The sequence below is a fragment of the Pseudonocardia acidicola genome (genome assembly GCF_012911935.1).
Lineage (GTDB): Bacteria > Actinomycetota > Actinomycetes > Mycobacteriales > Pseudonocardiaceae > Pseudonocardia > Pseudonocardia acidicola.
In genome coordinates, this window is the sequence record NZ_JAAXLA010000069.1 from 1 (window position 1) to 12,988 (window position 12,988).

The following is a 12,988-nucleotide window of genomic DNA, read 5'->3' on the forward strand; positions in this document are numbered from 1 at the left end:
GGGGCAGGGGGAGGGCGAGGCGGGCGATCAGGCCGCCGCCGTCGCGGGGCAACAGGCTCAGCTCGCCGTCCATCGCGGCGACGAGCGCCTCGACGATCCACAGGCCGAGGCCGGCGGTGCCACGGCGCTCCCCCAACGCGACGCCCTTCGCCGTCACCACGCCCTCCTGGCCCGGCGGCAACCCGGGCCCGCGGTCGCGGACTTCGGCGACCAGCCGCGCGTCGCGGTAGGCCAGGTCAAGCTCGACCGGGGCGGACCCGCTGTGCCGCGCGGCGTTCTCCACCAGGTTCGTGAGCACCCGGCGCAACCGCTGCGGGTCGCAGCGCACCGCGGCCCCGGGTGGGGTCACGGCCGGCGCCCGCCGGTCGGGTTCGACGCCGGCCGCGTCGAGCACGGCGTCGGCCAGCTCGGCGAGCCCGACCCGGCGCTCCCGGACCCGGCCGAGCGGACTGCCGTCCTGGACCGCGAGGTCGGCCAGGCCGTCGAGCATGTCCCGCAGGTGCACAGCGTGCTCGGCGAGCAGCGCGACCGCCGCCCGCCGGGACGGCCCGGACAGCCGGTCGGCGGCCAGGTCCGTGGTGAGCGCCGTCAGCGACGCGACGGGGGTGCGGAACTCGTGCAGCACGACCCGGACGCCGTCGAGCCGGGCCTGCTGCGCGGCGAGCAGCTGGGCCCGCAGCTCCCGTTCGGACAGGAACTTCTCGTGCTCGGCGTACGCCCGGGCCCGGGACACCGCCGCGGCGTGCAGCTGACGCTCCAGCATCCGGACCAGCACCCCGACCAGCACGGCGCTCGCGACGAGGAACCCGGTCCACCAGGCCCCGGAAAGCAGCCGTTGCGCGAGGGGCACGCCCGGGTCCGAGCCAAGCACCGACGCGACGGTGAACCCCGCGCCCAGCCCCAGCGCACCCAGCCTGCCGGGCACCACCCCGCCGCGGACCGCCGCCGCGATCGCGACGAGCGGCAGCGCCGCGACCATGATGCTGTTCGCGCCCCCGGTCCACCCGCAGGCCATCAGCAGCACCACCCCGTCCACCGCGGTGATCAGCCACGGCGGCGCCAGCCGGCGACCGCGGCGTCCCACGTCGAGCAGCACGACCGCGTAGCAGGCCGTCACGATCACCAGCACCCACGCCGCGACGAGCCGGCCCCGGGCCAGCTCCGGTCCGACGAGCAGTGCCAGCGCGACCGCCCCGACCACGAGCAGCCGGATGATCGACGCCGTGCGCTCCTCCTCGGCCAGCCCGTCCTCGTGGCCCGGGTCGTCGGGGAACAGATCGCCGGCGGCCGTCATGGGCTGCTCCTCGGTGAAGGGGGTCGGACCGACGAGATTAGAGTCCGGTTCGTGCAGGACGGTCGGCATGTGGTGGTCATCGTGGACGACCACGCGTTGTTCGCCCAGGGCCTCGCCCTGCTGCTGGAGTCGCGGGCCGGCGACACGTTCACCGTCGCCGGGTCGGTGACGGCGGGCGAGGAGGCCGTCGCGCTGGTCGGCAGGCACCGGGCCGACATCGCGATCGTCGATCTCGCGCTGCCCCCGCTCGGCGGGGTGGAGACCATCCGGCGGATCAAGGCCGCCTACCCGGCGACGCGGGTGCTGGCGCTGTCAGGCACCGAGGACCTGAGCCTCGCCGCCGCGGCGTTGCGCGCCGGCGCCGACGGCTACCTCGGCAAGTCGGCCGACCCGGAGGTCCTCGTCGCGCCTCTGCTGGCCATCGTGGCGGGGGTGCGGGTGCTGCGCCCCGAACTGCTCGACGCCCTGCTCTCCGCGTCCGACCGCACCGTCGACGGTCTGACCGAACGGTTGGGGCCGCGCGAGATCGAGCTGTGGACGCTGCTCGCCCGCGGCCTGGAGACCAGCGAGATCGCCCGGCCGATGCTCGTCAGCGAACGCACCGCCAAGCGCATGATCGCGTCGTTGCTGCACAAGCTGGGTGCGGCGAACCGGATCGAGGCCGCGGCGCTCGCCGGGCGCTGCGGACTGCTCGACGACGACCGGGCCCGCTGACCCGCGCGGGCCAAGCATGGCCCGATCGAGGTGTCGTGCCGGGCCGCCGTGGTGCGCCAGACTGCGCGTCGGCCGGGACCGGCCGATGTCGGCGCATGATCGGGAGGAGCTGCGACGTGGCGGCGTTCAAGGACGAAGCAGAGGTCTACGAGTTCCTGGGCGGGGTGTTCCGCCTCGGTATGCAGGACCCGGCGCTGGTGGAGAAACTCCGCCCGTCGGGAGTGGTCCTGCGGATCACCTACTCGGACCCGGACGCCGTGATCACGGTCGACATGCCGAACGCGGAGCTGCACACCGGGGCCGGCGAGGGCCCGGAGCCGAACGTCGAGCTGTTCATGAGCGCCGACACCGGCAACCGGTTCTGGCTGGGCAAGGTCGTACTGCCGGTGGCCCTGGCCAAGGGCCAGGTGCGCGCCAAGGGCCCGGTGGCCAAGCTGCTCAAGGTGCTGCCGCTGGCCAAGGGCCTGTTCGGCCCGTACAAGCAGAGCCTCGAGTCGGCCGGACGCGCCGACCTGCTCAACGCCTGAGGTTCCACGCGCCCTCGCTCGGGACCGTTCGGCACCACCCGATGTGATGACGTGATCGGCTCCATCCCGCCGGCCCGGCACGCCGGCCTGATACTCCAGGTCGGTGAGCCGGGTGGGCGGGGGAACGATGGACGTGGTGTGGCTCGAGGTGCAGATGTGGACCCCGCTGCGCGGGCAGCTCCGCCCGTTCACCGAGGTCATCTGCGACGCCCCGGACCCGTTGCCCACGGACACGACGACCTGGCAGGACTGGGCGGCGGCGTACCTCGACGTCGTCGCCGCCCACGACGACTGGCAGGCCGGCCGCTACCACTACAGCGCGGAGCGCCGCGACGAGGGCGGGCACACGCTGCAGGTCTTCGCCCGCGGGTACTGGGAGTGGGCTCGCTGACCCCTGCCCGGCCGGAGCCACCGGCCTAGCGCGGCCAGGTCGCCGCCGACGGTGTGCCGGCGCACGGGTGCCCGCGCCGGAAGCGGTCCGGCACTGCCCGGGCGCCAGTCGGCGCCGTCCCGGCTGTCGGCGCCGTAGCGGGGTGCTGTCAGCGCCGTCCCCGCGACGAGGATCAGAACCAGCCACAGTGGCATGTCCATGACCCGATGGTGAGTAGCATTGGCTCGCTCATCCATGGCCAATTGCGGGAGAGTGGACCTGTGGACCGCGACGACATCGAGCGCCGGATCAGCGCCCGGAGCTTCGCCCGGCTGCTCGGCGGCTGGCGGCCGGCCACCGGGCGGCACCTGGCCGCGGCGCTGAGCGAGCGGATCCGGCTGCTCGTGCTCGACGGCCGGCTGCCGCTGCAGACACGGGTCCCCGCCGAGCGCGAGCTGGCGGCGGCGCTCGACGTCAGCCGCACGACCGTGGCAGGCGCCTACGACGCCCTGCGCGCGGCCGGCTTCCTGCACAGCCGCCGCGGGTCGGGCAGCTGGACCCGGCTGCCCGACCCGCAGCCCGGGACGCCCGCCACGGCGGTCGCACCGTTCTCCCCGCACACCGACGACACCCTGTTCGACCTCGCCCACGCCGCGCTGCCCGCGCCCACCGACGAGATCCGCCGGGCCGCGGCCGCGGCCCTCACCGACCTCGACGGCCACCTCGGCGGGCACGGTTACCACCTCCTCGGGCTGCCGGTGCTGCGCGCGGCCATCGCCCACCGGTTCACCGCGCGCGGACTGCCCACCACCGCCGACCAGATCCTGGTCACCGCAGGCGCCCAGCACGCGATCGCGCTGGTGCTGGGTGCACTGACCAGCCCCGGCGACCGGGTGCTCGTCGAACACCCGACCTACCCCAACGCGCTCGACGCGATCCGGGCCCGCAGCGGGCGCTGCGTCCCGGTCGCGCTCGGCCCCGAGGGTGTGTGGGACCTGGAGCTGTTCACCGCAGCCGTGCGGGACGGCGCGCCCCGGCTCGCCTACCTCATCCCGGACTTCCAGAACCCGACCGGCGCTCTCATGGACGACGCCCACCGCGCCGAGCTCGTCGGCCTGGCCCGGCGCACCGGCACCCCGCTGCTGGTCGACGAGACCCTCACCGAGCTGCCGCTGCCCGGGCCGGACGCGGGGCCCGGGCCGGTCGGACCGCCGCGGCCGTTCGCGGCGCACGGCGCCGAGGACTCCCCGCTCGTGCTCACCGTGGGCTCGGCCAGCAAGGTGTTCTGGGGCGGGCTGCGCATCGGCTGGATCCGCACCTCGGCCGCCATGGTCCGCCGGATCGCCGCGCTGCGTCCCGCGACCGACCTCGGCGGCGCCGTCCTCGACCAGCTCGTCACGGCCCGCCTGCTGGCCGACATCGACACGATCGGCGCGACCCGGCGCGCCGATCTCGCCGACGCGCGCGACCACCTGCTCGGCCGGCTCGCCGAGCTGTTCCCCGGCTGGCGGGCGGTGCGCCCGGCGGGCGGGCTGAGTCTGTGGCTCGATCTCGGCGCCCCCGTCTCCAGCCGGCTCGCCGGCTCCGCCCGGCGGCTGGGCGTGCTGCTCGCCGCCGGGCCGAGGTTCGGGCTGGACGGAGCGTTCGAGCGGTACCTGCGGCTGCCGTACACGCTGCGCCGGGACCGGGTGGAACCCGCGCTGGCCGGGCTCGCGACCGCCTGGCACGGATTGGGCGCCACCGGGCCCGCCGAAGCCGAACCCGTCGCCGTGGCGTGAGACGCCCGGGGCGGCAACTGCCTGTCGTAGAGTCCGAATCAGGTCGATCAAGTGGAGGTTTGCGTGAGAACACGGAGCGGACCGCTCGCCGGACTGCGGGTCGTCGAGCTGGCGGGGATCGGGCCGGGACCGCACGCCGCGATGATCCTGGCCGACCTGGGCGCCGACGTGGTCCGCGTCGACCGTCCCGGCGGTCTGCAGCTCGGCTCGCCCGACGCCGACCCGACCCTGCGCGGCCGGCGCCGGGTCGCCGCCGACCTCAAGGACCCGGCCGGCAAGGAGACCGTACTGCGCCTGGTCGAGCACGCCGACGTGCTGCTCGAGGGCTACCGGCCCGGGGTCACCGAGCGGCTGGGGGTCGGTCCGGCGGACTGCCACGCCCGCAACCCCAAGCTCGTCTACGCCCGGATGACCGGCTGGGGCCAGGAGGGTCCGCTGGCCCAGCGCGCGGGTCACGACATCAACTACATCTCGCTGACCGGCGCGCTGCACGCGATCGGCCGTGGCGGCGAGCGCCCGGTGCCGCCGCTCAACCTCGTCGGTGACTTCGGCGGTGGATCGATGCTGCTGGTCATCGGCGTGCTGGCGGCGCTGTGGGAGACGAAGAGCTCCGGGGAGGGGCAGGTCGTCGACGCGGCGATGGTCGACGGTGCCAGCGTCCTCGTGCAGATGGTGTGGTCGATGCTCGCCCAGAAGCTCTGGACCGACGAGCGCGACGCCAACCTGCTCGACGGGCACGCCCCGTTCTACGACACCTACACCTGCTCCGACGGCAAGCATGTCGCCGTCGGAGCGATCGAGCCGCAGTTCTACGCGAAGCTGCTCGAGGGCCTGGGAATCAGCGCCGACGACCTGCCCCAGCAGTTCGACCCGCAGGGCTGGCCGACGGTGCGGGCCCGGTTCGCCGAGACCTTCGCCACCCGGACCCGCGACGAGTGGGCGGCCGCCTTCGCCGACGTCGACGCCTGCGTGACGCCGGTGCTCGCGTTCGGCGAGGTGGCCGAGCACCCGCACCTGGCCGCGCGCAACACGATCATCGCCCCCGACGGCGTACCGCAGGCCGCACCTGCGCCCCGGTTCTCCCGCACCACGACAGCGGTGCCGGAGAAGCCGCGCGAGGCCGAGGACGTCGAGTCGGTGCTCGCCGACTGGGCCTGAGCCCCCCGGCAACGGGCCCCGGAGACGACCGCACCCCCGTCGCGGGAACACGACGGGGGTGCGGTCGGGCAGGTTCCTCCGACCGGGCTCGGGCCCAGGTGCGGCAGAGGGGTCGATCAGACGCTGGGCGCCTCGTCGACGAGCAGGTTGCGGGTCCGGTTCGGGTCGACCGCGATGCCCGGACCCGTGGTGGTGGAGACCGTGATCTTCTTGATGTACCGGCCCTTGGCGGCGGACGGCTTGGCCCGCAGGATCTCGTCCAGCGCGGCGCCGTAGTTCTCCACCAGCTTCTCGGTGTCGAACGACGCCTTGCCGATCGCCATGTGCAGGTTGGCCTGCTTGTCCACCCGGAAGCTGACCTTGCCGCCCTTGATGTCCTGGACCGCCTTCGCGACGTCCGGGGTCACGGTGCCGGTCTTGGGGTTCGGCATCAGGCCACGCGGGCCGAGGATGCGGGCGATGCGCCCGACCTTGGCCATCTGGTCCGGGGTCGCGATGGCGGCGTCGAACTCCAGCCAGCCCCCCTGGATGCGCTCGATCAGGTCGTCGGAGCCCACGACGTCGGCGCCGGCGGCCTCGGCGGCGGCGGCCTTGTCCGCGGTGGCGAAGACGATGACGCGGACGGTCTTGCCGGTACCGTGCGGCAGGTTCACGGTGCCGCGCACCATCTGGTCGGCCTTGCGCGGGTCGACGCCCAGGCGCATCGCGACCTCGACGGTCGCATCGATCTTGAAGTTGGCCGCGGTCTCCTTGGCCAGGGCGGCGGCCTCGAGCGGGGTGTACAGCCGCTCTCGGTCGACCAGCTCGGCGGCCTTGAGATAGTTCTTGCTGCGCTTGGTCATTTCTGACCTCCTTCATGGTCTGCGGCCACCTGGTGGCCGCTGGTCAGGTCGTGGTGCGAGCCGCGCTCAGCTCTCCCACGCGTGCTCTCGCGCAACGCTCAGGGGGCGACGTTGATGCCCATCGAGCGCGCCGTGCCGGCGATGATCTTCGCGGCCTGGTCCAGGTCGTTGGCGTTGAGGTCACGCATCTTGGTCTGCGCGATCTCCCGCACCTGGTCCATGGTCACCGTGGCGACCTTCTTGCTGTGCGGCTCGCCGCTGCCCTTCTCCACGCCTGCCGCCTTGAGCAGCAGCCTCGCGGCGGGCGGGGTCTTGAGCTCGAAGGTGAACGAGCGGTCCTCGTACACCGAGATCTCGACCGGCACCACGTCGCCGCGCTGGGACTCGGTGGCGGCGTTGTAGGCCTTGCAGAACTCCATGATGTTGACACCGTGCTGACCGAGCGCGGGGCCGACCGGCGGCGCGGGGGTCGCCGCGCCGGCCTTGATCTGGAGCTTGATGATCGCGGAGAGCTTCCGCTTCTTGGGGGGCATCTCGTTCCTCGTTAATCGGTACGTGCGCACCGCGGACCTGCCTGCCGCGGCGGAGAACAGTGTCGGCTTCGGGTCAGATCTTCGAGACCTGGCTGAAGGCCAGCTCGACCGGGGTCTCCCGGCCGAAGATGGACACCAGCACCTTCAGCTTCTGTGCGTCGACGTTGACCTCGTTGATCGTCGCCGGGAGCGTCGCGAAGGGGCCGTCCATCACGGTGACCGACTCGCCCACCTCGAAGTCGACCTCGACCGGGCTCTTGCCCGCGCTCGCGGCCGCACCGGACTTGGCGGCGGCCTGCTTGGGCTGCTCGGTCTTCGGGAGCAGGAACTTGACCACGTCGTCGATGCTCAGCGGCGACGGGCGCGACGTGGCGCCGACGAAGCCGGTGACGCCCGGGGTGTTCCGGACCGCGCCCCACGACTGGTCGTTGAGCTCCATCCGAACCAGGATGTAGCCCGGCAGCACCTTGCGCTGGACCTGCTTGCGCTGGCCGTTCTTGATCTCGGTGACCTCTTCGGTGGGCACCTCGACCTGGAAGATGTAGTCCTCGACGTCCAGGGTCTGCACCCGGGTCTCGAGGTTGGCCTTCACCTTGTTCTCGTAGCCGGCGTAGGAGTGCACGACGTACCACTCACCCGGGGCCCGCCGCAGCGCCGCGCGCAGTTCCTCGGCCGGGTCGACCTCGGCCGCCTCGCCCTCCTGGGCGCCCTCGGCGTCACCCGCCTCGGCGGTCTCCGCAGCCCCGGCCTCGATGGTCTCGGCCGCGGCACCGGGGGTCTCGATGTCGGACTCGTCGGTGTAGGTGTCGGACGCGGCGTCCTCGCCGTGTGCGGCTTCGACGTCCACGTCCTGCACGGACGCGTCCTCGGGCTCGGCGTCGCCGTCTTCGGTCGCGGCGTCGATGGCGGCCTCGTCGGCCTCGTTGGCCTCGAGTTCGCTGTCGGTCAGCCGCTGGCCGCCGTCTGGGGAGGTCACGTACGTCTCGCTTCCTTCGTCTGCGTCGCGCTCGATCGGCGCCCGGTCAGGTGCCGAACAGGAACATCACGGCCTGCCCGAACACGTAGTCCAGCAGCGCCACGAGCGCGACCATGAACGACACGAAGACCAGCACGACGATCGTGTAGGTCACCAATTCCTTGCGGGTCGGCCAGATCACCTTGCGGAGCTCGGCGACGACCTCCCGCAGGAAGCGGGCGACACGGCTCGGCAGCGACCGCCTGGCCGGACCGGCGTCCCGGACCGGCGTGGGCCGGCCCTTGGAGTCACCGGCGGGCGCCGGGGCGGCGCGCCGCCCACGACGGTCGGCTGCGGTGCTCGGGCGCTCCCGCCCGGCCCGACCCGACTCGCGCTCCTCGCTCACGCCCTGTCCTCCGCCCGCATCGAGCACGTGCTGCTCGCTGCTCGCCCACGCTCTCCGTACTTGTCTTCCGTACTTGTCACGATGGCAGGGGTGACAGGACTTGAACCTGCAACCTGCGGTTTTGGAGACCGCTGCTCTGCCAGTTGAGCTACACCCCTAGACCAGCTCCGCGCCCTTCCTGGCCGACGCGGAGCGGGCACACCGAACCAACTCGATGTACCCGGCTCGTTGAGTGTACGGCACCGGTGCGCCCTGCCCGAAATCGCACGCCTCCCGGCGCGGCGCGCGACCCGAAACCCCCTGGCGGGAGCGGTCGCGCCGTGCGAGAGGATGGGCCCATGGCCACCGCTTCGTCCACGTCCACCCGACCCCGGATCTCCGCCCGGATCGGCGGCATCACCGAGTCCGCCACGTTGGCGGTCGACGCGAAGGCCAAGGCGCTCAAGGCGGCGGGCCGGCCGGTCATCGGCTTCGGTGCCGGCGAGCCCGACTTCCCGACCCCGGACGCCATCGTCGCCGCCGCCCAGGCCGCCTGCGCCGACCCGCGCAACCACCGCTACTCCCCCGCCGCCGGTCTGCCCGAGCTGCGCGAGGCGATCGCCGTGAAGACCAAGCGCGACTCCGGCTACGACATCGCCGCGAACCAGGTGCTCGTCACCAACGGCGGCAAGCAGGCCGTCTACCAGGCCTTCGCCACCCTGCTCGACCCGGGCGACGAGGTGCTGCTGCCCGCGCCGTACTGGACCACCTACCCGGAGGCGATCGCGCTGGCCGGCGGTGTCCCGGTGGTCGTGCAGACCGGCCCGGAGGCGGACTACATGCCCTCGGTCGAGCAGCTCGACGCCGCCCGCACCGAGCGCACCAAGGTGCTGCTGTGGTGCTCGCCGTCGAACCCGACCGGCGCGGTCGCGTCCCGTGAGCTGACCGAGGCCGTCGGCCGCTGGGCCGTCGAGAACGACATCTGGGTGATCACCGACGAGATCTACGAGCACCTGGTCTACGACGGCGCCGAGGCCGTCTCGATGCCGGTCGCGGTGCCGGACCTCGCGGACCGCTGCGTCGTGCTCAACGGCGTCGCCAAGACCTACGCGATGACCGGCTGGCGGGTCGGCTGGATGGCCGGCCCCGCCGACGTCATCAAGGCTGCGACCAACCTGCAGAGCCACCTGAGCTCCAACGTCGCCAACGTGTCGCAGCGGGCGGCACTGGAGGCCGTCTCCGGGCCGCTGGACGCCGTGGCGGAGATGCGCGCGGCGTTCGACCGGCGCCGGCGGCTGATGGTGGAACTGCTGGCCGCGATCCCCGGCGTGCAGGTCCCGACCCCGCGGGGGGCGTTCTACGCCTACCCGTCGGTGCAGGAGCTGATCGGCAGGGAGATCCGCGGCAGCCGCCCGCAGAGCAGCGTCGAGCTGGCCGCCGCGGTGCTCGAGCACGCCGAGGTCGCCGTGGTCCCGGGTGAGGCGTTCGGCACCCCGGGCTTCTTCCGGCTCTCCTACGCCCTCGGCGACGACGACCTGCGCACCGGCGTGGGCCGGATGGCCGAGCTGCTCGCCGAGGCCAAGTAACGCACGGACGACGAAGGGGCGGGCGCCGATCGCGCCCGCCCCTTCCTCATCTCGTCACGTGTCGGTGTCGGCCAGCGCCGCGAGCGCCGCGGCCCGTCGGGCGTACTTTCAGTTCGCGAGATCCTCGATGGTCGTGATCCCGAACGCCTGCAACTGCTCGTCGTGCTTCTCGGTGAGGCCCTCCAGGGCCGACGGCGGAGCCTTGAGGACCTCCGCAGCGGCCTTGCCTTCCCAAGCCTTGTCCACGAGCTTGCCGAAGTTCACGCCCTACTCCCTCCTGCATCCGGTGGGTGACGCGGGCAGCATCAACCCACCCCGGGGCGGGGCGCGTCGAGCGGCGGGCTGACCACTCAGTCGGGGAGGGCGACCTCGGCCGTGGCCCGGCCGAGGACGGTCTTGCCGTCGAACCGGGCGGTGATGTCGATCTTCGCGATTCGGGCGCCACCGGTGTCCGAATCGCGCAGTTCGGCCACCTTTCCGGTCAGCTCGAGCAGCGCGCCCTCGTCGTCGTCAGGAACCACCACGGGCCGGGTGAACCGGACCCCGTAGCTGCGGACCGCGCCGGGATCACCCACCCAGCGGGTGACGAGCCGACCGGCCAGCGCCATGGTCAGCATCCCGTGCGCGATGACGCCGGGCAGCCCCACCTGGACCGCTGTGCGGTCGTTCCAGTGGATCGGATTGAAGTCGCCGGACGCGCCGGCGTACCGGACCAGGTCAGCCCGGGTGACCCGCAGATCCAGCGCGGGCAGCTGGTCGCCGACGGCGACCTTCGCAGGATCGACGGTCATGACGCCGCCTGGGTGACGAGCAGCGCCCGGGTGGTCGCGACCGGGGCACCGGCGACGTCGGCGACCTCACAGCGCAGGGTCAGCATGTGGCTGCCGGCGCGACTGCGCAGGTCCTCGACGTGGATCGTGGTGACGAGCTCGTCGCCACCGTGGATCGGACGGTGCAGCGTGATGCCCTGGTCACCGTGCACCATGCGGCCGTAGTCCCACCCGAAGTCGGGATCGCGCAGGAACGCCTCGATCAGCGGCATCGTGAACGACACCGAGAAGGTGGGCGGCGCGACGAGGTCGGGGTACCCGGCCGCGTGGGCGGCGGCCGGGTCGTGACACAGCGGGGAGTCCTCGCCGATCGCGGTGGCGAACTCGCGGATCTTCTCCCGGCCGACCCGATAGGTCGGCGACGGCGGCAACTGCCGACCGACGTAGGACTCGTCGGGCACGCTCAGCGGGTCTCGCGGTGTTCCCGGTGCGTGTTGCAGTTCGGGCAGAACTTCTTGACCGCGAGCCGGTCGGGGTCGTTCCGACGGTTCTTCTTGGTGATGTAGTTGCGGTGCTTGCACTGCTCGCACGCCAGCGTGATCTTCGGCCGAACGTCGGTGGCCTTGGCCATCGCGGGTGCCTCCTGCTTGCCTTCGTCTTCTCGTCAGTCTGGTAGCGGTGGCCGGACTTGAACCGGCGACACAGCGATTATGAGCCGCTTGCTCTACCGACTGAGCTACACCGCTTTCGCGAGACATCTCACTACCGTCTCGCTCGAGCCCCTTTACGGAATCGAACCGTAGACCTTCTCCTTACCATGGAGACGCTCTGCCGACTGAGCTAAAGGGGCGGCATGGCCTTCCAGGGGTCACTCTGTGGCCTCCCGGCTGACCTGAACGATGCTACACAACCCCGCACCCCGCTATGAAATCCGGGGTCATCAACCCGCCTGGAAGGTCGCCGACCTGCAGATACGGTGCGGTCGGGCGGGATACCGGGCCGGCGGGGACAGACCGCCCCGCGCGGCCCGGCGGCACGTCACCAGCTCGACTTACGAACCCCGGGCAAGGCGCCCTCGTGCGCGAGCTCGCGGAGCCGGATCCGGGACACCCCGAACGCGCGGTAGTACGCGCGCGGCCGGCCGTCGACGGAGTCGCGGTTGCGAATCCGGGTCGGACTCGCGTCGCGCGGCATCTTGCGCAGTTCCCGCTCGGCGGCCGCGCGCGCCTGCGGGTCGGTGCTCGGCCGGGCGATGATCTTCTTCAGCTCGGCGCGCCGTTCGGCGTACTTCGCGACGATGCGCCGGCGCTGCTCGTTGCGCGCGATCTTCGCCTTGGTGGCCATCAGACCTTCTCCCCACGGGCCCGGATCCGCGCGACCGCGGCCTCGATGCCGATCTTGTCGACGGTCTTCATCCCCTTGGCACTGAGTCGCAGCCGCACCGTGCGGTTCTCCGAGGGCAGCCAGTACCGCTTCTCGTGCACGTTCGGGTCCCACCGGCGGTTCGTCCGGCGGTGCGAGTGCGACACGCTCTTGCCGAAGCCGGGCTCACGCCCGGTCAGCTGACAACGACGGGACATCGCGCGCTCACCCTCGTCCGGCGTTGGGATAGGGCAACAGAGCCATCTCCCGGGCGTTCTTGATCGCCCGAGCGACCTCGCGCTGCTGCTGCGGCGTGAGGCCGGTCACCCGGCGGGCTCGGATCTTGCCGCGGTCGGAGATGAATTGGCGCAACAGCGTCACGTCCTTCCAGTCGACCTCCTTGACCCGTTTGACGTACAGCGGGTTGACCTTGCGCTTCGGCGGACGGCGCGGCGGGCCGGGCATGACTCAGCGCTCCTCTCTGAACTCGACGTGGCGACGGATCCGCCAGTCGTACTTGCGCAGCACGAGCCGGTCGGGATGGTTACGCCGGTTCTTACGGGTCACATAGGTCACGCCGGTTCCGGCCGTCGACCGCAGCTTGACGATCGGCCGCAGCACGCTCTTGGCCACCTCGACCCCTCCTCTCACACATGACATTCATTTTCATCTAGGCTAACACCTCATCAGCCGCCCTTCGTTCCCACCACTCAC

Annotated in this window: 19 protein-coding genes and 3 tRNA genes; 6 read left to right on the top strand and 16 right to left on the bottom strand. The window is 72.2% G+C overall.

The genetic code is table 11. The annotated features are described in order from the left end of the window. On the bottom strand, positions 1-1,294 hold a 1,294-nt coding region (locus HF526_RS27030; protein ID WP_169384397.1), incomplete at its 3' end, for a sensor histidine kinase. A gap of 51 nt (positions 1,295-1,345) precedes the next feature. Between HF526_RS27030 and HF526_RS27035 the strand changes: the two genes are divergently transcribed. The 5 genes from HF526_RS27035 to HF526_RS27055 all read left to right on the top strand — a co-directional run bounded on the left by HF526_RS27035 (position 1,346) and on the right by HF526_RS27055 (position 5,841). Further along, positions 1,346-2,008, top strand: coding sequence for a response regulator (locus tag HF526_RS27035; protein ID WP_169384398.1), 663 nt, complete (start codon positions 1,346-1,348; stop codon positions 2,006-2,008). A 116-nt stretch (positions 2,009-2,124) separates the two neighbouring features. After that, positions 2,125-2,535 (top strand): sterol carrier protein, encoded by a 411-nt coding sequence (locus HF526_RS27040; protein WP_169384399.1) that lies wholly within the window; start codon positions 2,125-2,127, stop codon positions 2,533-2,535. A 103-nt stretch (positions 2,536-2,638) separates the two neighbouring features. After that, entirely contained in the window at positions 2,639-2,926 is a 288-nt protein-coding gene (locus HF526_RS27045) for a hypothetical protein (RefSeq protein WP_169384400.1), read from the top strand. 260 nt (positions 2,927-3,186) lie between these two features. Continuing rightward, complete coding sequence (gene yczR, locus HF526_RS27050; RefSeq protein ID WP_338051776.1) at positions 3,187-4,683, top strand: MocR-like transcription factor YczR; 1,497 nt, start codon at positions 3,187-3,189, stop codon at positions 4,681-4,683. A gap of 63 nt (positions 4,684-4,746) precedes the next feature. Beyond that, a complete protein-coding gene (locus tag HF526_RS27055) occupies positions 4,747-5,841 on the top strand; it encodes a CoA transferase (protein WP_169384402.1) in 1,095 nt (364 codons plus the stop codon). A 116-nt stretch (positions 5,842-5,957) separates the two neighbouring features. Here the strand turns inward: HF526_RS27055 and rplA are convergent, their stop codons facing one another. From rplA to HF526_RS27080, 5 genes are all read right to left on the bottom strand, one after another. After that, the gene (gene rplA / locus HF526_RS27060; protein WP_169384403.1) at positions 5,958-6,683 is read right to left on the bottom strand and encodes a 50S ribosomal protein L1; all 726 of its coding nucleotides are present in this window, start codon (positions 6,681-6,683) and stop codon (positions 5,958-5,960) included. Positions 6,684-6,781: 98 nt separating this feature from the next. After that, positions 6,782-7,216 carry a 50S ribosomal protein L11 gene (rplK, locus tag HF526_RS27065; RefSeq protein WP_169384404.1) on the bottom strand — a complete coding sequence of 145 codons (435 nt, stop codon included), beginning with the start codon at positions 7,214-7,216 and terminating at the stop codon, positions 6,782-6,784. A 73-nt stretch (positions 7,217-7,289) separates the two neighbouring features. After that, positions 7,290-8,192 (bottom strand): transcription termination/antitermination protein NusG, encoded by a 903-nt coding sequence (gene nusG / locus HF526_RS27070; RefSeq protein ID WP_169384405.1) that lies wholly within the window; start codon positions 8,190-8,192, stop codon positions 7,290-7,292. Positions 8,193-8,238: 46 nt separating this feature from the next. Next, the gene (gene secE, locus HF526_RS37105) at positions 8,239-8,577 is read right to left on the bottom strand and encodes a preprotein translocase subunit SecE (RefSeq protein ID WP_169384406.1); all 339 of its coding nucleotides are present in this window, start codon (positions 8,575-8,577) and stop codon (positions 8,239-8,241) included. A gap of 82 nt (positions 8,578-8,659) precedes the next feature. Further along, positions 8,660-8,735 (bottom strand) — tRNA-Trp (locus HF526_RS27080). Between the two features lie 180 nt (positions 8,736-8,915). Between HF526_RS27080 and HF526_RS27085 the strand changes: the two genes are divergently transcribed. Then, positions 8,916-10,142, top strand: coding sequence for a pyridoxal phosphate-dependent aminotransferase (locus HF526_RS27085; RefSeq protein ID WP_169384407.1), 1,227 nt, complete (start codon positions 8,916-8,918; stop codon positions 10,140-10,142). 108 nt (positions 10,143-10,250) lie between these two features. On the opposite strand, the gene HF526_RS27090 is transcribed toward HF526_RS27085, so the two are convergent. The 10 genes from HF526_RS27090 to rpmG (HF526_RS27135) all read right to left on the bottom strand — a co-directional run bounded on the left by HF526_RS27090 (position 10,251) and on the right by rpmG (HF526_RS27135) (position 12,907). Next, on the bottom strand, positions 10,251-10,406 hold the full coding sequence (locus HF526_RS27090) for a hypothetical protein (RefSeq protein WP_169384408.1): 156 nt from the start codon (positions 10,404-10,406) through the stop codon (positions 10,251-10,253). A gap of 86 nt (positions 10,407-10,492) precedes the next feature. Beyond that, positions 10,493-10,933, bottom strand: a complete 441-nt coding sequence (locus tag HF526_RS27095; protein WP_169384409.1) for a MaoC family dehydratase — start codon at positions 10,931-10,933, stop codon at positions 10,493-10,495. Then, complete coding sequence (locus HF526_RS27100; protein WP_169384410.1) at positions 10,930-11,373, bottom strand: FAS1-like dehydratase domain-containing protein; 444 nt, start codon at positions 11,371-11,373, stop codon at positions 10,930-10,932. Before HF526_RS27100 ends, HF526_RS27095 begins: the two co-directional genes overlap by 4 nt. A 2-nt stretch (positions 11,374-11,375) precedes the next feature. Next, positions 11,376-11,543, bottom strand: a complete 168-nt coding sequence (gene rpmG, locus HF526_RS27105) for a 50S ribosomal protein L33 (protein WP_169384411.1) — start codon at positions 11,541-11,543, stop codon at positions 11,376-11,378. 39 nt (positions 11,544-11,582) lie between these two features. Continuing rightward, a tRNA-Met gene (locus HF526_RS27110) sits at positions 11,583-11,658 on the bottom strand. Positions 11,659-11,689: 31 nt separating this feature from the next. Then, a tRNA-Thr gene (locus HF526_RS27115) sits at positions 11,690-11,762 on the bottom strand. 188 nt (positions 11,763-11,950) lie between these two features. Beyond that, positions 11,951-12,256 carry a 30S ribosomal protein S14 gene (rpsN, locus tag HF526_RS27120; protein ID WP_169384412.1) on the bottom strand — a complete coding sequence of 102 codons (306 nt, stop codon included), beginning with the start codon at positions 12,254-12,256 and terminating at the stop codon, positions 11,951-11,953. Beyond that, positions 12,256-12,492 carry a 50S ribosomal protein L28 gene (rpmB, locus tag HF526_RS27125; RefSeq protein ID WP_169384413.1) on the bottom strand — a complete coding sequence of 79 codons (237 nt, stop codon included), beginning with the start codon at positions 12,490-12,492 and terminating at the stop codon, positions 12,256-12,258. The genes rpsN and rpmB overlap by 1 nt, the downstream gene beginning before the upstream one ends. Before the next feature lie 7 nt (positions 12,493-12,499). Continuing rightward, the gene (gene rpsR / locus HF526_RS27130; RefSeq protein WP_169384414.1) at positions 12,500-12,739 is read right to left on the bottom strand and encodes a 30S ribosomal protein S18; all 240 of its coding nucleotides are present in this window, start codon (positions 12,737-12,739) and stop codon (positions 12,500-12,502) included. A 3-nt stretch (positions 12,740-12,742) separates the two neighbouring features. Further along, the gene (gene rpmG / locus HF526_RS27135) at positions 12,743-12,907 is read right to left on the bottom strand and encodes a 50S ribosomal protein L33 (protein ID WP_169384415.1); all 165 of its coding nucleotides are present in this window, start codon (positions 12,905-12,907) and stop codon (positions 12,743-12,745) included. Positions 12,908-12,988: the final 81 nt, after the last annotated feature.

What these genes read in the sequence shown, in the direction of transcription:
- rplA (WP_169384403.1), bottom strand. Translation starts at nt 6,683, where the DNA reads ATGACCAAGCGCAGCAAGAACTATCTCAAGGCCGCCGAGCTGGTCGAC.
- rplK (WP_169384404.1), bottom strand. Translation starts at nt 7,216, where the DNA reads ATGCCCCCCAAGAAGCGGAAGCTCTCCGCGATCATCAAGCTCCAGATC.
- HF526_RS27085 (WP_169384407.1), top strand. Translation starts at nt 8,916, where the DNA reads ATGGCCACCGCTTCGTCCACGTCCACCCGACCCCGGATCTCCGCCCGG.
- HF526_RS27095 (WP_169384409.1), bottom strand. Translation starts at nt 10,933, where the DNA reads ATGACCGTCGATCCTGCGAAGGTCGCCGTCGGCGACCAGCTGCCCGCG.
- rpmG (WP_169384411.1), bottom strand. Translation starts at nt 11,543, where the DNA reads ATGGCCAAGGCCACCGACGTTCGGCCGAAGATCACGCTGGCGTGCGAG.
- rpsN (WP_169384412.1), bottom strand. Translation starts at nt 12,256, where the DNA reads ATGGCCACCAAGGCGAAGATCGCGCGCAACGAGCAGCGCCGGCGCATC.
- rpmB (WP_169384413.1), bottom strand. Translation starts at nt 12,492, where the DNA reads ATGTCCCGTCGTTGTCAGCTGACCGGGCGTGAGCCCGGCTTCGGCAAG.
- rpsR (WP_169384414.1), bottom strand. Translation starts at nt 12,739, where the DNA reads ATGCCCGGCCCGCCGCGCCGTCCGCCGAAGCGCAAGGTCAACCCGCTG.